This window comes from Microbacter sp. GSS18 (assembly GCA_029319145.1).
Lineage (GTDB): Bacteria > Actinomycetota > Actinomycetes > Actinomycetales > Microbacteriaceae > Microbacterium.
The window spans coordinates 1717732-1737018 of sequence record CP119753.1 but is presented as its reverse complement, the minus strand read 5'-3'; the positions used below and the strand labels follow the sequence as shown (position 1 = coordinate 1737018).

Below are 19287 nucleotides of genomic sequence, written 5' to 3'. Positions count from 1 at the left end.
ACGCCGATGCCGGACGACCTGGGCATCCGAGCCTGCGTGACCAATGGCCAACAGGCGCGCGTAGCACTAGATCTGCCTCTACGCCGACTCGATCGCGTCGCGGTAGGCCTCAACCATTGCCTCGAGTTGAGGCTCCTCGCTCGTGGCGGTGCGGTCGAGAATCGCGTTGATGACCCCTGACCTCGTTTCAGGGGCGAAGCTCACCGTGAGTCGCGTAGCGGGTCCTTCCGCCGCGGTCTCGAAGGTCCACGTCATGCCCGTCGATGCATGATCGACGATTCGGTTGTTCCGCTGGAACTCCCGACGCGTCCATCGGGCGTGCACAGGCATGCCCGCAACCCGGAAGGACGTCTCCCAGGTTGAGCCGCTGCCTTCGGCCTTCATCTCGACATTCTTCAGCTCAACGTTCGCCGGATCGGCGGCGACGAAGTTGCGAGGTTCAGAAATGTGATCAAACACCTCTGCCACAGGTGCGCTGACCAGGATGCTCCGTACATGTCGGTGCTCTGAAGCGCGCCCTGCTCCCATGTCCCCACTCTCGCACGCGGGCAATGTCGAGACCAGCACCGGGGTCGGCGCTGGCACCGAGTGCCCGAACACGCCCGCTTTGCGTGCGGCCACTCCAGCGTCAGCGCCGCCTCCCTTCCTGCGTCAGCGGGCGAAACCGTGCGACCGGATTGGCGAGGAGTCTCGGCGGTGTGCGCTTGACCACCCTCGTTCGCGCTCGCCCGACCACGCCTGACAGAGTGGTGCCATGGCAGAGCCGATCTCGGACAACCTGCGGGCCGGTTCGCGCGTGCGCCGCAGGCATGCCCGAGTCGGGTGGATCCTGCTGCTGACGGGCGCGTTCACCGCTGTTGGGATTGTTGCCCTGAGCATCGTGGCCAACCGGCTGGTCTGCCAGAACCCGCCCTATGCGTGGGGCGCCAACCGGACCGCGGTCTGCGCCGGCGATACCGGGGGCATGCTGCTGACGGTCGGGCAGGTGTCCGTCACGATTCTCGTCGTCGCGGCTGTGGTGGGCGGGGTCGTGTTCGGCGTGCTCGAGTCCCGCTCTACCGGGTTCAGAGCCTCGGTGTGGCTCCTGCTGTCGACATCGATCTATGGCTCGATGGTGCTCTGGGACGTGGCGCGGGCGTCGTCGATCCTGGATCTCGGAATCGTTCAGTCGATGGCGTTCGCGTCGCTCAGCTCAGCGGCGGTCCTCGCCGTGTGGCTGGTCCTCTCGGGTGTCGCCGTGGCACTGAGTCGAGTGCTTCGGCGACCCGCTCGCAGCTGACCGGTCTATCGGCGATCGGCTCGGCGACGTCGCACCGCGAGCACCGTTGTGAGCGTGACCGCACCTGACAGTGCCAGCCACAGCCATATCGACGTGTCGATGCCGAGGACCGATCGCTCGAAGGTGCCGCACACCGATGTTCCGCCGACGGGTGCGTCTGCGCACCAGCCGCCGGTGACCACCGGCGCGAACAACACCGTGACCGCGACCAGACCGGCCACACCTAGCCATACGACTGGGGCGACGCGTGCGCGACCGATGCCCATGGGCCCAGTGAAGCAGAAGTCTCGCGGCGGCCGGCTGGGATTCGCGAGCCGGAGCCCGTTTCGTACGCGCGCCGCCATGTACTCGAGGCACCGCATCCGCGCAGAGCCCGCCGCACGACCGGCTTGCGCGCGCAGCCGCCGGGGCAACACGTCGGACTGGACCGGCGGATACTCGCCGGACATTCCGCGCTCACGGCTCCGCGATACTTGCGCGGATGAGCTCACCCGGACCGACCGCGCTGCACAGACTAACTGGACGCGAGTTGCTCCCGGACCGCGCGGATCAAGCGTCGGAAGATCTGCCGCTCGTCACCTAGCCACGGCCAGTCCCACATCTCCCCCGCATATTGCACCGGGGAGAACATGCTCGCTGCGGGCGTGACCCCCTCCTGCGCGAATGGTGCATCCCACCCGTCGAACTGGTGCAGGGTCGCATCTATGGAGAAGATCACCTCACCGTCCTCATTGCGCCATTCGAGCCACGCGTGATTGACCTCGCCCGATAGGCCAGCAGACACGAAGGTCCAACGACCAAGACCGCGATCCTCTAGAACTGCCGCAATCGCTACTGTGGTGAACTCACAGCCACCGTGGGGCCAGTCGCCTCTTGGGAATCGCCCGACCCCGGGATCCGTAGCAAACATCGCCGCAATAACGTCATCGACGGTCGCGCGCACCGCATCAACGTCCACGCCCTTGACGCTACCGCTGAGACTGCCGGATCGACCCCCTTGGCCGGTGTGGGCAACGCGTCCCATGCCTGGGGCACTATGGGGAGGTGGACCTACTCAAAGGGATCGCCTTCGCGGGGTACCGAAGCTTCGCATCCAGCCAGCTCGCAGTGCTTGCACCGCTTTCGAAGGTCAACCTGATCGCGGGCCAAAACAACACCGGGAAGTCAAATGTGCTCCGGGTGATCGCCGACGCGGTCAATGGCTCCACGAAGGCAGCCACGTGGGATCGGCCCTTCAGCGATGCGGAGCACAGGCCCATCAGGCTTTTCGCTCACAACCTGGACGAAGTGGTCTCGTGGGTCACGGATCCAGGTCGAGTACAAGATTTTCGCCGCAAGCTGCGCGAGTTTGCCTCTGCTCTGTCAGAGCTGACTCTCGATAGCCAATCGGACTTCGTGTGGCTGGCGGCACCGTCTGACCCATCGGCTGCCTGGCTATACCCGGAATGGGCTCGGACTATCGGCGCAGACCACTTTGCACGCGAGCTCTCTAGCGGATTGACAAACACGTCGGGTGGGAGTCTCGGCGATGACGCGCTTCGTGTGATTGAGAGAATTGCCGGCAGCCAGCCAAAGCTGGCTGCCGCCTACCGTGTTGAAGGTGTCCGGGAGATCTCGACCGACAGCGATGACGAGCCAGATCTGAATGGTCGAAGCATCAAGCGGAGGTTGCTCGAGCTTCAGGCGCCCAGCTCCCAGAAGTTGGCCGACAAGGAGAAGTTCCAGCAGATTCAGGACTTCGTGCGAGCCGTGATGGATGACGACACCGTCACGATCGACGTTCCTCACGACCTCTCGACGATTCACGTGACCCAGGGCGGGCGGACATTGCCGATCGAGTACGTCGGCACCGGCGTGCACGAGGTCGTGATTCTTGCGGCGGCAGCGACAATCGTTCAAGACTCTGTGGTCTGTATTGAGGAGCCGGAGGTTCATCTCCACCCCGTTCTCCAGCGCAAGCTACTTCGCTATCTCGCCGAGAGCACATCGAATCAGTACTTCATCGCCACACATTCGGCTCACATGCTCGACTCGGAGCTTGGCTCGATATTCCATGTGACGCGGCGCGACGGACAGTCAACCGTTCGCTACGCTGGCTCGGCTCGGGAGAGAGCGGCGGTGTGCGCGGACCTGGGGTACCGCCCATCCGACCTCGTACAAACAAACGCAATTGTCTGGGTTGAGGGACCCTCCGACCGCACCTACCTGAAGCATCTGATCGACAAGCTGCAGCCCGGTGCCTTCATCGAAGGCACGCACTACTCGGTGATGTTCTACGGCGGGTCGCTTCTGAGCGAGCTGTCACCGTTGGATCGCGAGGAAGTCGATGAGTTCATCTCACTCCGTGCCCTCAATCGCTACATGGCGATCGTTATCGACTCTGACAAGAAGCGCGCCAGCGCGAAGCTGAATGCGAGCAAGACCCGAGTGATCGAGTCGCTCGGTGAGGGCGAGGAGTCGGGACTCGCGTGGGTCACCGCGGGATACACGATCGAGAACTACGTTCCCGAGCAGACTCTCTCCGAAGCCATCAAGCAAGCGCACCCCAGCACGGCAAACACCACATTTTCCGATCAAGCGCGGTGGCAGAACCCGCTCGACCCTGATCGGATCGGCATTCGACAACCGAGCAAGACCGCGATCGCGAGAGAGGCAGTTCGGCGATGGGGGGACGAGTGGCCTCTCGATCTCAAGAAGCGGGTTGGCGCGCTCATCGCCCTCATCGAGCGAGCGAATGCGAATGCATAGGGTCGGAGCCTAAGCCGAGTGCCCGGCGTTGCGGGTGGGCTGGTCTAGATTCCGGCGGCATCAGCTTCGGATCACGCTCGTCGTCCGTCATTCATTCGATAGAGCTGCTCAGCACGTCCGCCGGCACGACGCGCCATCCGCTCGCCATGAATCATTGCGATCAGGTGCAATGCCTCACCTTCGTGGGCAGCTGCCTCGATCATCGCCCGCACTTCGGAGAGATCACGGATCGGGCGCGGAGACTTCCGTCCATCGCTGGAGTCCCGCGTGCGTTGGGAACACGCACAGTTGCCTCAAGGTAGTGACTACCAGCAAGCGCCAACGGCAAACTTCTGCATCACGCCGTGGCGGAGCGGGGGTGGGGATGCCCGGGTCTCGCTGTCTCCAGACACCCCACCGGTCGACTAGCCAGGTGGCTAGTTGTTCATGTCGAGCCAGATCATGATGATGCGGACGACGACGCCCAGCGTGCGTCCGACGATGCGCAACCAGAAGCGCACCGGGACACGCTTGCGCGCGTGATGACCGTCACCTGTCATCGACTCCTCCTTCCGAGGGTCTCAAGAACCACCCGGAAGGACGCCGCGTCAGGCGAGAGGCGCGCTAGCCCGCGGGCCGCAATTCGCCTAGACTGTCTGGTAACCACACCGTGTCAGTCTCTGATGCGACACTCTTTCGAGTGGCGATCGGCCCGCCTTGTGCGGGCCTTTCTGCTGTGCTCCCAATTTTAGTGGAGGGGGACACCGGTTCACCGGCGATCTGCAGATCGGCCAACCCAGACACGAAGCCCAGGGTGCGATGGCCGCGGCATGAAACGCCAAGTCGATCCCCAGTCGCCAAGCCGCCCCTCGTGACCTCGCATGGACGTTGCACTCGAACTTCCAGGTATCTCGCATGACCTTTCATAGTCAGTCCTGAGTCGCCAACACGAATCTGCGTGTCATGGTTGCTGCACCCCTGCCGAGGAGACAGCATATGACTCATGAACTCAGCATCACGGGACTCATCGGAAGGCGGCGATCACGATGCCGGCTTGCCTGATCGACACGAGGTTCTGCAGACTTTGCTGTCTACAACTGCCCGCGGCGGGGTCCCAGTTCGTGGGGACTTCGTGCAGCTCAAGCAGCCCAATGCTGCCGGCTCGCGGATAGGTCCACTCGCGTCCCTGACCAGCGATGAGCCAGCGCTAGACGCCTACCTCCTGATCCACGCGCTCGCGAGTGCAAGCAGCCCCTACGAGTCGACCTACCCCGCCATGACGTGGGCTCATGCCGCCGACATGACCCGGTACGCGTCTCCGAAGTCGGCGCGTCAGCGCTGGTCGAAGGCTGTGCAGAAGCTGAAGAAGCTCAGCCTCATTCAGAGCGAACGAGACGGACAGCAGTCGAAGTACACGCTCCTCCACGAGTCCGGGAACCGCGCCCCCTACGAGCGTCCAAGGCAGATCAGTCAAGGCGGGTGGATCACCATTCCGCACGCGTACTGGCTGGACGGCTTCGACCGAGCGCTGCCCCTCGTGCAGAAACTCATGCTTCTCGTCGCGCTCGACCAGAAACCGAGTTTCGAACTGCCTGCGGCCCGAATCCCACAGTGGTACGGGATACCCGAGTCGACCGCGAAGCGGGGACTCCGTGGCCTCGAGGAACGCGGGATCCTGACGGTGGGGAAGAACTCAACACTCAACCTGAAGTCTCCCACCCTGCGGCGAACCGTGAATGTCTACTCCACCACCGGGATCTGGACCCACGCGGAGCGCAAGAAGGCCATGACAATCAAGCGCGGAGCGAGTGGAAGAGTCGCGTTCGCGGGACACGGTGGCAGCACCGAGTCTGTCGCCGAACGTAGGGAAGCCGCGACCGACGCCGTCTGACCTGTCCTGGAGCACCGCTCGGACTGGCCAGCCGAGGAGGACTGCTGAAGCGGTTTGTCACGCATGACGTGCGGTGCCCTTCGCGCGCCCGACCAAGGACACATTGCGATGGGATCTGAGCAGGGTCATGCGGCCATGCTCGTGAGGTGGTAGCCGTGGCAGGCGTCGCACTCGTAGGTGCGAACCTCGCGCCGCCGCGACGGAACCATGTCTTCTTCGGCGCGCTTGCGGAGGGTCGTGACGTTGTGGAGTGCGGAGACGGCCTCGCGGTGGTCGCGGAAGCGAACCTTGCCGCAGCTGTGGGACTTGTGCAGAGACATGTACATCACATCCTTCGAACTGGTTCTGGCTGATTGGTCGGCTTCGGGAGTTTGGCCAAGCTCCCGATGTGGCAGCGGGGCCGAGCCGCGGTATCGCGACTCGGCCCCCCAGCCGATGGATCACTCGATGACGAGCGTCCAGTTGCCATCGGCGGTCACGGTGACGACCGACGGTCCGGCCGAGAGTGGGACGGTGCCCGAGTAGGTGCCGATCTCGTTCACCAGGAGCCCCATGTTGAACGCTTCCGAGGTCTCTTCGAGGATCGCGAAGTTGCGCTCGCCGTCATGGGTGGCGGTCAGGGCCGCGGCGCCTCCGTCGTAGAGGAACACGGCGTCGCCGGTTCCCGACTCTGCGGCGGTCGGGGCCGACCCCATCGGGCTGATGGTGATCGTCCATGCCCCGTCGGCGGTCACCTGCAGGCGCGCGCCCTCGCCGAAGGCGTTGATGCCCCACGCGGTCGTGCCCGAGTAGGAGCCGATGGTGTTGACGAGGAGTTCGCCGGTCGTCTCGTTCGAGGCGTCGAGGACCGAGATCGCGAAGTTACGCTCGCCGTTGTGGGTCGCGGTCACGATCCCGCCGGTCGCTCCATCGGGGAGGGTGATGAGGGTGTCACCCGTGCCGGACTGCTCGACGGGCGCGAACTCGCCCCACTCCTCGTTCGCCCAGCTCGCCGCCGTGACCGCGGGTTCCTCGGCGGGTGCCTCCTCTGTCGGCTCAGCGGGCTGCTTCGATTCATCGGTGGTGGCGTCGCTCTGTTCCACGGCGGGTACGTCGGCGGCGTCGTTCCCACCGCTTCCGCCGCTGACTGCGCCCACCGCGATGCCGAGGATGATCACGACGCCGGTGACGATCCACGCGATGACGCGGTGCTTGTCGTAGCCCTCGAGGGGGCGGCCGAGCTTGTCGCGGGTGGCGCCGACGAGCACCATGATCAGGTCGACGAGGATCCAGATGCCGAGGCCGCCGAAGGTGACGAGCTTGAGGATGCCGGTGCCGACCTTGCCGAGGTAGAACCGGTCGACGCCGAAGACGCCGAGCAGCCAGGCGAACAGCCAGGTCGCGATGAACGACTTCGCGGGCGGCTGCGGGAACTGCGCGCCGGGCACGGGTGCTGCGGGCATGGCCGGCGGTGCCGGGGTTGAGGGATTGCTCACTGTGATTTCTCCTTTGTGATTGAGGTGACGTCGGGACGGGCTCAGTACGCCCACTCCCAGCCGTTGGCGGCGCCCATCGTGAGCACGACGACACCGTGGTCGGTGGGCAGGTCGAGGACGATCCATCCGGAAACGCTCTGGCCGGGGCCGATGTCAGATGGCAGCTGGTCGCCGGCGTCCATGCACCAGAGGGCGTTCCCGACGGGGTCGTTCACGCGCTTGTCGTCGGCGTCGAACGCCTGCCACGCCCACTGCGAGAACGACACAGTGCCGATCTCGTCCTGAGCGAGTTTCGGGGTGGTCTCGACGTTGAGATGGATGCCGACGAAGTGGCCGTTCTTCGACTCGTCCGCGTATTCGTCAGTGCAGTCGACGTCGGTCACGATGTCGGTGACGACGAACTGGGCAGCAGTGATGTCTGCGTCGTCGCCGATGGAGATCCCGGCGAGCTGCCCGACCTCCTTCACGAGGTTGCCGCGGTCGTTGATGACCCGCTCCCCGTAGGTGGCCGTCTTGCCGGGGTCATCGGTCGGCGTGGGCGTCGGTGTCGCGGTCGCGACCGGCGCCGTGTCGGGCACGTGATCCGCATCGGGCGCCGATGTCGACGTGCATCCGGCCAACAGCAGCGGCGCCGCAACCGCGAGAGTGAGAGTCAAAGTGAGCGAGCGTCGCATGGTCAGTCCCTTCGTGGCGGAAGCGAGCGGACGGGCCGGCCCCCCAGCAGGGCCCGTCCGCTCCGGCGGTACGTGTTGTCCGCCGTCACTGAAGCTACGAAGGCCACTCGGTGAATTGGCTCAGCGGCGTGATAATCCCCCTTATCAACAAGCGCAGGCCTCCAGAACTCCTAGTGCAGTACCGTTTGGCTCGTGACCACCGCGACTTCCGCCCAGCGAGCAGCCGAGGGCCCTGTGCCTCTTCGGCTCTCGCTGTCGGATGTGGCCGAGCTCGCGAGAGTGCGGCGCCCGGTCGCGTCGATGTGGCGTTCACGGTTTGCGACAGGGGATGATGCGTTTCCCGCGCCGATCGCGCGCAAGTCGGGGTCGCCACTCTTCGATGCCGGCGCGGTGGCCGAGTGGCTCGTGCGGACCGGCCATGGCAACAATCCCGAGGCGGTGGCGGATGCCGCGGCAGCCGCCGCGCCGGCCGATCTCGACTGGGCGAACGCCTCGCACGTCGCCGAGCTCAACGCGCTCATCGTCCTGGCCGCGCTCGTTGGCGGACTCACCGACGAGACGCCCGACGCTCTGCGTCAGGCTGCGGGCGAAGTGGACCCGTCTGACGCGTTCCTTCGCAGTGAGGTGTCCCGACACCTCGACCGCGGAGCAGACTGGGCGCCGTTCACCGATCAGCTCATCGATGCGGCCTACTCGCCTGCGCAGGCGCTTGAGGTCTCGCGCGCTCGTCACACAGCTACGACTGCAGCGGATGGCTCGGCCGCTCCGCTCGCCGGCACTGCGCTCGACCTCATCCTTGAAGTCACGACGGCGCTCGCCCAGCGGGATGGCGTCGATCGGGTGGTGATCGACCGCGGAATCGACGAACTGACCGCGCTCCGCACCGCGAGCGACATCAGCGATGACATCGCGCTCTCGGTCGCGGCATCTCCCCGCGAGCGGAGCGTCCGTCGGCACCTCCAGGTCGCCGACATCTGGATCGAGGACGATGTCGACAGCACGGCGACCGTCTACCTCGCGCGCGTGCCCGCGACGCCCGGCGACAACGTCGAGCGGATGCTGGCGGACGCCGACGATGTGGCGTTGTCGCTTCGCGACAAGGACGTCGCCGTCGTGGTGGGCCCAGCGCGCGCCCTCATTGACGCGCTGCCCGCGCCCGCCCGAGCGGCCCGCGACGACGTGCTGCGGTCCGGTCGCCTTCGTGCCGCGGTCCGCTTGCCGCACGGTCTCGTGGCCGCCGCCACGCGCGAACCGCTCGCACTGTGGGTGCTCGGCCCACCGACCGGTGACGTCCCTCGTGGTGAGAGGTTCACGGCTGTCGCCGATCTCATCGATGGCGAACTGACTCCCGCCACGCGTGCGGACATCGTCAGCGACGTCCTCGCCGGCATGGGAAGCCGCGCCGACGTATTGGCGCGAACCTTCCGGTTCGCGCGCCTCGTGCGCACGTCATCGTTCCTCGCACGCTCCGGCGCACTCCTCGCCCCACGCACCCCCCACACGACGTCGCCCTCGCACACCGCGGCACTCGCCGCGAACCTGGACGCCGCGGCGGTCACCGCCGCCATCGACCTCCCAGAGCGCATCAGGGCAATCGGTGACCCATCGACAGCGGTCCCGCCAGCCCCGCTCGGGGACCTCATCGGCAACGGACACGCACGGATCATCCCCGGCACGAGACTCGCCGTCGAGGACGCCGGAACGACCGGCCTCGGCGTCGTCACCGCCGAAGACCTCAGCACGCCGACCCGGATCGGCAACCGCCGCATCGACCCGATGACCTTCGCGCACCAGCATCCGTCCGCGCAGCTCACCCGCCCCGGCGACATCGTCTTCCGCACCAGCCCCACACCCGCCGCCTGGGTCGACCACGACGGATCCAAGATCGTCGCCTACCCCGCCCGTGTGCTGCGGATCACCGCGTCCGACCCCGGCGGACTCGTCCCCGAGCTGGTCGCCGCCGACATCCCGACCCAGTCCGCCGGGCCGGGCGCGTGGAAGCGGTGGATGATGCGCCGCGTCGCCCCGGCATCCATCGCCCCGCTCCGCCGCGCACTCGCTGACCTCGCCGCGGCTCGTGCCGAACTCGAGAGCCGCGTCGCGAATCTCGACCACTACATCGATACGCTGACAGCCGCTGTGGCCGCCGGCGCCGTCACTCTGACCGACATGGACGCCGCGCCCGCGGCATCCGACCCGCAGTAAGGAAGCTCCATGCCCCGCACACCGAAAGCCGCCCCGCAGGCGCCGTCGACCATGAAGGAGCTGAAGGACACGCTCTGGAAGGCCGCCGACAAGCTGCGCGGATCGATGGACGCCTCGCAGTACAAGGACGTCATCCTCGGGCTCGTCTTCCTCAAGTACGTGTCGGATGCCTTCGACGAGCGCCGCGCGGGCATCCGCGCCGAGCTCACCGCCGACGGGTACGACGACGACCAAATCGCCGACCTCATCGACGACACCGACGAGTACACCGGCCGCGGAGTGTTCTGGGTGCCCGCGAACGCGCGGTGGGGCTTTCTCGCCGAGAATGCGAAGGGCGCGCAGGTCGACGGCGTCGAGAAGTCGATCGGCCTGCTGATCGACGAGGCGATGGATGCCGTCATGCAGGCCAACCCGCAGCTCTCGGGCACGCTCCCGCGGATCTTCAACCGCGACAACGTCGACCAGCGGCGCCTTGGCGAACTCATGGACCTGCTCAACTCGGCACGGTTCGCCGCCCAGGGGCAGGGCGGATCGGACGGACGCCGCGCGCGGGATCTGCTCGGTGAGGTGTACGAGTACTTCCTCGAGAAGTTCGCCGCCGCCGAAGGCAAGCGGGGCGGCGAGTTCTACACGCCCGCCGGCGTCGTGCGGGTGCTCGTCGAACTGCTGCAGCCTACCCACGGGCGCGTCTACGACCCCTGCTGCGGATCGGGCGGAATGTTCGTCCAGGCCGAGAAGTTCATCGACGCCCACCACGGCGAGGGCAGCGACATCTCGGTGTACGGGCAGGAACTCAACGAGCGCACCTGGCGCATGGCAAAGATGAACCTCGCCATCCACGGACTCTCGGGCAACCTCGGACCGCGCTGGGGCGACACCTTCGCACGCGACCTTCACCCCGACCTGCAGGCCGACTTCGTCATGGCCAACCCGCCCTTCAACATCAAGGACTGGGCCCGCACCGAAGACGACCCGCGCTGGCGATTCGGCGTCCCGCCCACCGGCAACGCGAACTACGCCTGGATCCAGCACATCCTCTCCAAGCTCGCCCCCGGCGGGCAGGCCGGCGTCGTCATGGCCAACGGCTCGATGTCATCGAACTCCGGCGGGGAGGGGCAGATCCGCGCCGAGATCGTGGAAGCCGACCTCGTGTCGTGCATGGTCGCCCTGCCGACCCAGCTGTTCCGCTCGACCGGCATCCCGGTGTGCGTGTGGTTCTTCGCGAAGGACAAGGGGAAGCGTGCGGGCGAGGTGCTGTTCATCGACGCCCGCGGACTCGGGCACATGGTTGACCGCGCCGAGCGCGCGCTGAGCGATGAGGACATCGCGAAGATCGCGGGCACGTTCCACGCGTGGCGAGGAGTTGAGTCGGATGCTGCGTCCGACGGGTACGCCGATGTTCCGGGGTTCTGCTACTCGGCGATGCACGCCGAGATCAAGGCTGCGGACTACGCGCTGACGCCTGGGCGGTACGTCGGCGCCGCCGAAGCGGAGGACGACGGCGAGCCGATCGAAGAGAAGCTCGCGCGGTTGCGGGCCGACCTCGAGGCGCAGTTGTCCGAGTCGGCACGCCTAGCCGATGTCGTTCGCAACCAGCTCGCGAGAGTCTCATGATCCCGTGGAGCGCCAGCACACTTGGTGACATAGCGGCGGAGACCGCCACCGGCCCTTTTGGATCGGCCGTGTCATCAAAGCACTTCGTGAACGATGGGGTGCCGATGCTGCGCGGATCGAATCTCAGCGACGATATCGGCAAGCGGATCGACACTGCGGATCTCGTCTTTCTGCCTGAGTCGATCGTCGAGCAGTTTCCGCGTGCTGTTGCACGCGCGGGAGACCTCGTGTTCACCTGCTGGGGAACGATCGGTCAAATTGGCCTGCTCGACGGGCGCGAGGCCTATGATCGATTCCTCGTTTCCAACAAGCAGATGCGGCTACGTCCTGACCCGCAACAGGTCGATCCCACGTTCCTGTACTACTACCTCTCACAGCCGTGGATGGTTGATCTTGTTCGCGGCCAGGCGATCGGTAGCTCTGTTCCCGGCTTCAATCTCGGCCAGCTGCGTTCCTTGCCGATCCGATTCCCGGCACTTCCCGCGCAGCAGGCGATCGCCGAGGTGCTGGGCGCCCTCGACGACAAGATCGCCGCCAACACTGCCCTCGCTGCAACCATCGATTCGTACCTCGCGGGTCTCCTCGATGAACTGGCGAGCGGCAACGGGACAACGAAGCTCGGCTCGATCGCGGACGTCAATAAGCGCTCAGTCAAGCCAATCGCAGACGGGAGCCTGCGATACGTCGACATCGCGTCGGTCACGGTGGGCTCCTTTGACTATCCCGAGCGCAGTGAATGGGCGGATGCTCCGGGAAGGGCCCGGCGCGGACTGTCCCTGGGCGACACGATGTGGTCGACCGTCCGGCCCAACCGGCGGTCCCACGCCCTGAACCTTGAGGACGACCCAATGCTCGTTGCTTCGACCGGCCTCGCGATTCTGTCGCCACGCGACGTCGGATTTGCCTTCCTCTACGAGGCAACGAAGCGCCCTGAGTTCGCCGCCTACCTGGAGAACGTTGCCGAGGGAAGCGCCTACCCTGCGGTTCGCGCGGACCGGTTCCTCGACGCACCGGTTCCCGACATTCCGGCTGAGGGGCTCGCCTCCTTTGAGGCTCAGGCAGCCCCTCTCCGCGAGCTTGTCGCTTCGCAGGCCCGGGAGAACCGCGCCCTGGCCGCAACCCGGGATGCGCTCCTCCCGCAGCTGATGTCTGGCAGGATCCGCGTGCGCGAGGCGCATCGCATCGCGTCGGAGGTGAACAGTTGACCCAGCAGCACCAGTCAAACTCGAATCATGAGGCGCTGGAGGACCTCGGGGCGGGCTCGTCGTTCAGACGGAAGGACTCCAACGGACTTGGCCTCGCGGACCTCGAGGACATCCGATTCAGAGTTCGGGCAGCTCGGAGAGATGCGCTCGACTTGCGGCAGGCGATCCACGATTGGCGCCACCGCTCCGACGTCAAGGTGGAAGTCTCCCTGCGTAGCGGATCACCAGATATCGTCGACTTCACCCTTACTGCAGGCTCCGCCTTCCCCCATCAGGACTGGGCACTGCGCGTCGGCCGTATCCTTCACGACTGTCGAAGCGCCCTCGACAACTTGAACACGCTGATGATCGAGCGGTACTCCGTCGGAGAGCTTCCTCGACGCCCCTACTTCCCGATCACGGAGCCAGGAAGACAATGGCGAGAGTGGGCGAAGGTTCATGCCGGTCTTCCCTCTTGGGCAATTGCGCGCTACGAGGCCGTTCAACCGTGGGCGAGCCCGTACCACGGGCTGCATGGGCTCCAACAACTGAACAACGGCGACAAGCACCGGCAGATGATTCCTGTCCAGGTCGCACTCGTAGGGAAGATCGCGGCTTTCTCAACTGTGGTCGAGGGTCTTGTCCAAGACGGAGAGGAGCTTCTTGAGTCGGTCGAGACAGGCGCCCCAGTACTCTGCGCTGGCCAGCGAGCCGTTCGTGTCGCGTCGTTGGTGGTCAACCGTGAGGTGGTCTCGCTCGACCACGATGACGTCACTCCGGACTGTGAGATTGACCCCGACTTCCAATACACAGGAGGAAGCTATCGGCTCGCTGAAGTAGTCGAGCTTCCGCGCCGTGTCGGGCTCGCTGTGGACTACGTTGCGACCGGCGATCCCGCGACGTTGGATGAGTTCTCCGCGCGGCCGGCGTACGTGGCTGCGGACTCCGATGGTGATGTCGGAGGCGACCCGGCGGCAAGCGAATGACATGCACTTCTGCTTGAGACTCTAGATTTCATATACGAGTGCACTGCACCAACCACCTGGGGAGATTCGCCAAATGACCACGACAGCCACGCCTGCGCCGCCCACCACGTCCGCTCCCAAGCCGGTGAAGAAGACCCCGCTGTGGGCGAAGCTCCTGCTGTGGCTATTCGTCTTCGCGCTCATCGGCGGGGCTGCCTTCGCGGGGCTCACGGTGGGGAAGTTCCTCGGCGCCGCGGAGTCGCGTGACGTTCAGGTCATCCGGTCGCTCAAGGGCGAAGAGCAGGTGATCCTCGTCACCGCCGGCGTGACCGACGTGCAGGAGGAGCGCGGCGATGGCCTGAAGCTCGCGATCGGCGATTGGAGTCTCTTCACTCTGCCCGGCACCGAGCGGTCGTTGCTCGTTCGCTATGACTACGACGCGAAGTTCGGCATCGAGGGCAAGGACGTCGAAATCACCCAGACGGGTGACAACTCGTACCTCGTGACCATTCCGAAGTTCATCTACCTGGGTTATGAGAACCCCGACCTGAGCGTGGCCAGCGAGGATAACGGCATTCTCAGCTGGACGACCCCCGAGATCGACACGACGGCGGTGTTCGAGGAGCTACTGTCTGCGGCGGCCGTAGACGAGCACATCAAGGGATTCCGGCCGGTGCTCGAGGAGCAGGCGAAGGTATTCTACACCCGCATCGTGGAGGCGATCGACCCCACGATCACGCTTGAGTTCGAGTTCGCAGTATGAGTGCCGACGAGCAGCTGCAGGAGGACGAGTCCATGGTGTCAAACGAGGCCGAAGCTCGAGCCGAAGGCGAATCCGCGAAGGACATCCCCGAGTCCACCGCAGCCGCGCCGGAGTTCGACGAGCGCCCATTCCTCGAGGCGAGCTCCGAGGCCAAGTCCCGCTACGGCCGGTTCAACCTCGCAGTCATCGGTGGTTCGGGCGTGGGAAAGTCGTCCCTCGTCAACGCCGTGTTCGGGCGTGACTGGGCGAAGGTCGGCAAAGGCCTGCCAGTGACCCGCGGCGTCCAGTACTTCAACGACGACTCCCTTGGTATCTGGGACGTGGAGGGATTCGAGATCGGGTCGAAGCTTGCGCCGCGTGAGCAGCTGAGGGCTCACCTCAAGACGATCTCAGAACACCCCGCTGATCGACAGATCGCGGTCGTCTGGTATTGCGTGAAGTCCAACGACGACCGGCTCACCCCGGCGGACATCGAGATGATCCGCGAACTCGACGCCGAGGGTCTACCCGTCATCCTGGTCCTGACCAAGGTCGACACCGGAATCAGCGTCATCCCCGGCAAGCGCTCGATCCCGAAGGGGGTCCAGGAGTTCGTCGACTGGCTCGAGAACCCTGTCGACGAGACCGACCAGCCGATCGACATCCCGTACCAGCGAGTGATCCTGACGGCGGCCCGCGACAAGCACGGAAAGGACTCGGGATATGGGCTCGGTGAGCTCGTCACCGAGACTCTCTCGCTCGCGCCCGAAGACGAGAAGGATGCGTTTCGCATCGCCCAGCGACTCAACCTCCCCTGGAAGCGCGAAATGGCTCGCACGGTTGTCGGAGCAGCTTCGGCTGCAGCTGCCGGAGCAGCCGCGGTTCCCGTTCCCGTCGCAGATGCCGCAATTCTGGCGCCGATCCAACTCGGAATGATGGGTCGCATCGCGATCATCTACGACCTCGAGATCAAGAGCATGCTCTCGGCCGGCGCCCTCGCGCAGGTCGGCGTGCAACTCGCGGGCAGGGCGCTCGCCAGCAGTTTGCTCAAGCTGATTCCCGGCGCAGGGAGCGTCATCAACGCCGGCGTTGCGGCAGCGCTCACCGGCGCGACGGGTGAGGGTTGGACGCGCCTGTGCGAGCAGGTGCACACGGGCAAGCTCGACCTCGATGCAGTGAACGATTCGTGGGGTGACTTCGTCCCTGGGTTCCTCGACGTCATCCGCAAGATGGCAGAGCAGAAGATCGCGAAGGGTTGAGCTGACCCATGACAGGGCTGTCCGAGGCCGACTGGGAGCATGATGCTCTCGAAACGCTCGCCGAGCCGCTCGGCTGGCAGCCGTCCAGGGGCGAGGACATCGCACCCGGGAGTGGACAGCGCGACACGTGGGATGACCTGCTCATTCGTCCCCGGCTCCTTGACGCGCTGCGTCGCCTGAACCCTGGCGTCCCGGGCGAGTATCTGCAGCAGGTCGTCGCTCAGATCGCTTCGCCGACCTCGCAGGATGCGATCACCGAGAACCACCGCGTCCATCAGTACCTGGTCGGTGGGTATCCGCTGAGCTACATCGACTCCGACGGGGTTGAGCAGAACCCGCGGCTGCGCCTGCTCGGAACGCAGCCGCACGAGAACGATTGGCTCGCCGTTAACCAGCTGACGCTGCGCCAGGGCGACCTGCATCGCCGGTTCGACGTCGTGCTGTTCGTCAACGGGATGCCTCTGGTCGTCGTCGAGCTGAAGCGTGCCGGCTCGGCATCGGCCGGCGTTGCTGAAGCGCATCGGCAGTTGCAGACGTATCTGCGCGAGTTCCCGATGGTGTTCCGGTTCTGTGTGCTGACCCTCGCCAGCGATGGGATCGCAGCCAAGTACGGCACCCCATTCACCCCGCTGAATCACTTCGCGCCCTGGAACGTCGACGACGACGGTGCACCGCTGAATCAGCCGCGGCTCGAGAACGGGATGTCGGTCGAGCCGCTCGATGACGCGCTCAATGGCCTGTTCAACCAGGAGCGGTTCCTGCAGCTCGTGCGCAGCTTCACGGCGTTCGACGGGAACTCCGACGGGCTGACCAAGCGCATCGCGAAGCCGCACCAGTACTTCGCGGTGACGAAGGCGGTCGGCTCGACGGTGCAGGCGGTCGAGACGAACGGCAAGGCCGGCGTGGTGTGGCACACGCAAGGGTCGGGCAAGTCGATGGAGATGGAGCTGTACGCGAACCTCGTGTCGCGGCATCCGAAACTCAAGAATCCGACCGTGATTGTCGTCACCGACCGCACCGAGCTCGACGGGCAGCTGTTCCAGACGTTCGATCAGAGCCTGCTGCTGGCCGAGAGGCCGGTGCAGGTGCGCGAGCGCGCGCAGCTGCGTGACGAGCTGAGCAACCGGGTCACGGGCGGGATCTACTTCACGACGTTGCAGAAGTTCGGGCTGACGGATGCTGAGAAGCAGTCGGGCACGCAGCATCCGCTCCTCACCGACCGGCGCAACGTGATCGTCGTCGTCGACGAAGCGCACCGCAGCCACTACGACGACCTCGACGGGTACGCCCGGCACCTGCGGGACGCGTTGCCGAACGCGACGCTCATCGCGTTCACCGGCACCCCGATCTCGTTCGCCGAGCGCGACACCCGTGCGGTGTTCGGCGACTACATCGACATCTACGACCTCACCCGTGCTGTGGATGACGGGGCGACGGTCCCGGTGTACTTCGAGCCGCGGCTCATCAAGGTGTCGTTCGCCGACGGTGCGAGCGAAGAGGACATCGACCGCGCCGCCGACGAGTACACGCTCGGGCTCGATGACACCGAGCGGGCGAGGCTCGAGGCATCCGTTGCCGTCGTCAACGCCGTGTACGGGGCGCCGGAGCGCATTGAGACGCTCGCCGAGGACCTGGTGCGGCACTGGGAGGAGCGGCGTGAGCGGATGAAGCCGTTCCTCGAGTCGCCCGGCAAGGCGCTCATCGTGGGCGGCACGCGCGAGATCTGCGCACGGCTCTACACCGCGATCGTCGCGCTGCGACCGCACTGGCACTCGGATGCCCTGGACTCGGGTCGCATCAAGGTCGTGTACTCGGGGTCTGCGTCGGATCAGCCGCCGGTGAGCGACCACGTGCGGCGCGACTCCGAGAACAAGGCGATCAAGGCGCGCCTGAAGGATGCTTCGGACGAACTCGAACTGGTCATCGTGAAGGACATGATGCTCACGGGGTTCGACGCCCCGCCGCTGCATACTCTCTACCTCGACCGACCACTCAAGGGTGCGTTGCTGATGCAGACCCTCGCCCGCGTGAACCGCACGTTCCGCGGCAAGAAGGACGGCCTGCTCGTCGCATACGCCCCGCTGGCCGACAACCTCGCCAAGGCACTATCGGAGTACACGGTCTCGGATCAGGAGCACAAGCCGATCGGACGCGACGTCGACGAGGCGGTGGCGATCGCGACCGAGCTGGTGGCGCAGATCCGGGATCTGCTCGCCGAGTGCGACTGGCGTGCCGTCGCGCGCGAGGGCGGCTCGCGCGCATGGCGAACCGCGGCGACCATGGCGACGAACTACCTGCGCGACCCGCAGAACCCGCTCAACGCCGAGGACCTCGGCTCGGAGCGGCTGTCGGCCCAGTATCGACTCGCGACCGGGCAGCTGGCGCGTGCGTGGGCGCTCGCATCCGGACGCGAAGGGCTCGCCGAACTGCACGACGAGATCGCCTTCTACGAAGAGGTCCGCGTGTGGATGGCGAAGTTCGACGCCGCCGAGCGGCAGTCGCGCGACGAACCGATCCCGGAGGAGATCTCGCGCCTGCTCGGAACACTCGTGGCCGACTCGATCGCACCAGGAGACGTCGTCGACATCTACGACGCCGCCGGCCTGCCCCGACTCGCTCTCGACGACCTCGGGCCCGAGTTCCTCGCGAAGGCCCAGGCAGCGCCGAACGCTCACCTCGCGATCGAGGCGCTGCGCAAGTCACTGACGGATGCCGGCGCGGCCGCGACCCGCGGCAACCTCGTCCGCCAGCGCGCGTTCTCGGAACGGATCGCCGAGATCATGAACCGCTACACGAACCAGCAGCTCACCTCCGCCGAGGTCATCGCCGAGCTTGTGGAGTTGGCGAAGGATGTCGCGGCCGAGGCCAACCGAGGGGCGACGTTCACGCCCCCGCTCTCCAGCGACGAACTCGCGTTCTACGACGCCGTCGCCACCAACGAATCCGCGATCGACGTGCAGGGTGAGGACGTTCTCGCGCAGATCGCGCGGGAACTCGTCGCCGTCATGCGCCGCGACGTGCGCACCGACTGGACCGTGCGCGACGACGTCCGCGCGAAGCTGCGGTCATCGATCAAGCGACTCCTGGTGAAGTACAAGTACCCACCGGACAAGCAACTCGACGCGATCAAGCTCGTCATGGACCAGATGGAGTCGATGGCTCCGCGGTATGCGGACGATCGGAGAGTCTGACAGGCGACAGAAGCGATCTGTCCCTCGACTTGGCGAGCCACGATCAGGCCGATGAATCATTCGGCGTCCCCTCATCGCGCG

17 protein-coding genes are annotated in these 19287 nt (G+C 65.7%); 10 read left to right on the top strand and 7 right to left on the bottom strand.

All coding sequences use genetic code 11. The features are described from left to right. Positions 1–78: 78 nt before the first annotated feature. Complete coding sequence (locus P0L94_08225; GenBank protein WES66049.1) at positions 79–528, bottom strand: SRPBCC family protein; 450 nt, start codon at positions 526–528, stop codon at positions 79–81. 226 nt (positions 529–754) lie between these two features. Between P0L94_08225 and P0L94_08220 the strand changes: the two genes are divergently transcribed. After that, complete coding sequence (locus tag P0L94_08220) at positions 755–1279, top strand: hypothetical protein (protein ID WES66048.1); 525 nt, start codon at positions 755–757, stop codon at positions 1277–1279. 5 nt (positions 1280–1284) lie between these two features. On the opposite strand, the gene P0L94_08215 is transcribed toward P0L94_08220, so the two are convergent. After that, complete coding sequence (locus P0L94_08215; GenBank protein WES66047.1) at positions 1285–1545, bottom strand: hypothetical protein; 261 nt, start codon at positions 1543–1545, stop codon at positions 1285–1287. Between the two features lie 248 nt (positions 1546–1793). After that, the gene (locus tag P0L94_08210) at positions 1794–2237 is read right to left on the bottom strand and encodes a hypothetical protein (GenBank protein ID WES66046.1); all 444 of its coding nucleotides are present in this window, start codon (positions 2235–2237) and stop codon (positions 1794–1796) included. Positions 2238–2323: 86 nt separating this feature from the next. On the opposite strand from P0L94_08210, the gene P0L94_08205 reads away from it, so the two are divergent. Then, positions 2324–4027, top strand: a complete 1704-nt coding sequence (locus P0L94_08205) for an AAA family ATPase (GenBank protein WES66045.1) — start codon at positions 2324–2326, stop codon at positions 4025–4027. 416 nt (positions 4028–4443) lie between these two features. Here the strand turns inward: P0L94_08205 and P0L94_08200 are convergent, their stop codons facing one another. Then, positions 4444–4566 (bottom strand): hypothetical protein, encoded by a 123-nt coding sequence (locus tag P0L94_08200; GenBank protein WES66044.1) that lies wholly within the window; start codon positions 4564–4566, stop codon positions 4444–4446. A gap of 443 nt (positions 4567–5009) precedes the next feature. On the opposite strand from P0L94_08200, the gene P0L94_08195 reads away from it, so the two are divergent. Then, the gene (locus P0L94_08195; GenBank protein ID WES66043.1) at positions 5010–5897 is read left to right on the top strand and encodes a hypothetical protein; all 888 of its coding nucleotides are present in this window, start codon (positions 5010–5012) and stop codon (positions 5895–5897) included. A gap of 125 nt (positions 5898–6022) precedes the next feature. On the opposite strand, the gene P0L94_08190 is transcribed toward P0L94_08195, so the two are convergent. The 3 genes from P0L94_08190 to P0L94_08180 form a co-directional block, all read right to left on the bottom strand. After that, on the bottom strand, positions 6023–6217 hold the full coding sequence (locus tag P0L94_08190; protein ID WES66042.1) for a hypothetical protein: 195 nt from the start codon (positions 6215–6217) through the stop codon (positions 6023–6025). Between the two features lie 120 nt (positions 6218–6337). After that, a complete protein-coding gene (locus P0L94_08185; GenBank protein WES66041.1) occupies positions 6338–7372 on the bottom strand; it encodes an NINE protein in 1035 nt (344 codons plus the stop codon). Positions 7373–7413: 41 nt separating this feature from the next. Next, positions 7414–8046, bottom strand: coding sequence for a hypothetical protein (locus P0L94_08180; protein ID WES66040.1), 633 nt, complete (start codon positions 8044–8046; stop codon positions 7414–7416). A gap of 192 nt (positions 8047–8238) precedes the next feature. On the opposite strand from P0L94_08180, the gene P0L94_08175 reads away from it, so the two are divergent. The 7 genes from P0L94_08175 (at position 8239) to P0L94_08145 (ending at position 19206) form a co-directional block, all read left to right on the top strand. After that, on the top strand, positions 8239–10251 hold the full coding sequence (locus tag P0L94_08175) for a hypothetical protein (protein WES66039.1): 2013 nt from the start codon (positions 8239–8241) through the stop codon (positions 10249–10251). 9 nt (positions 10252–10260) lie between these two features. Then, positions 10261–11865, top strand: a complete 1605-nt coding sequence (locus P0L94_08170; protein WES66038.1) for a class I SAM-dependent DNA methyltransferase — start codon at positions 10261–10263, stop codon at positions 11863–11865. After that, positions 11862–13070, top strand: a complete 1209-nt coding sequence (locus P0L94_08165; GenBank protein WES66037.1) for a restriction endonuclease subunit S — start codon at positions 11862–11864, stop codon at positions 13068–13070. The genes P0L94_08170 and P0L94_08165 overlap by 4 nt, the downstream gene beginning before the upstream one ends. Then, on the top strand, positions 13067–14035 hold the full coding sequence (locus P0L94_08160; GenBank protein WES66036.1) for a hypothetical protein: 969 nt from the start codon (positions 13067–13069) through the stop codon (positions 14033–14035). The genes P0L94_08165 and P0L94_08160 overlap by 4 nt, the downstream gene beginning before the upstream one ends. Before the next feature lie 73 nt (positions 14036–14108). Further along, complete coding sequence (locus tag P0L94_08155; GenBank protein ID WES66035.1) at positions 14109–14777, top strand: hypothetical protein; 669 nt, start codon at positions 14109–14111, stop codon at positions 14775–14777. Between the two features lie 32 nt (positions 14778–14809). Next, a complete protein-coding gene (locus tag P0L94_08150; protein WES66304.1) occupies positions 14810–16015 on the top strand; it encodes a 50S ribosome-binding GTPase in 1206 nt (401 codons plus the stop codon). Positions 16016–16023: 8 nt separating this feature from the next. Beyond that, a complete protein-coding gene (locus P0L94_08145) occupies positions 16024–19206 on the top strand; it encodes a type I restriction endonuclease subunit R (GenBank protein ID WES66034.1) in 3183 nt (1060 codons plus the stop codon). Positions 19207–19287: the final 81 nt, after the last annotated feature.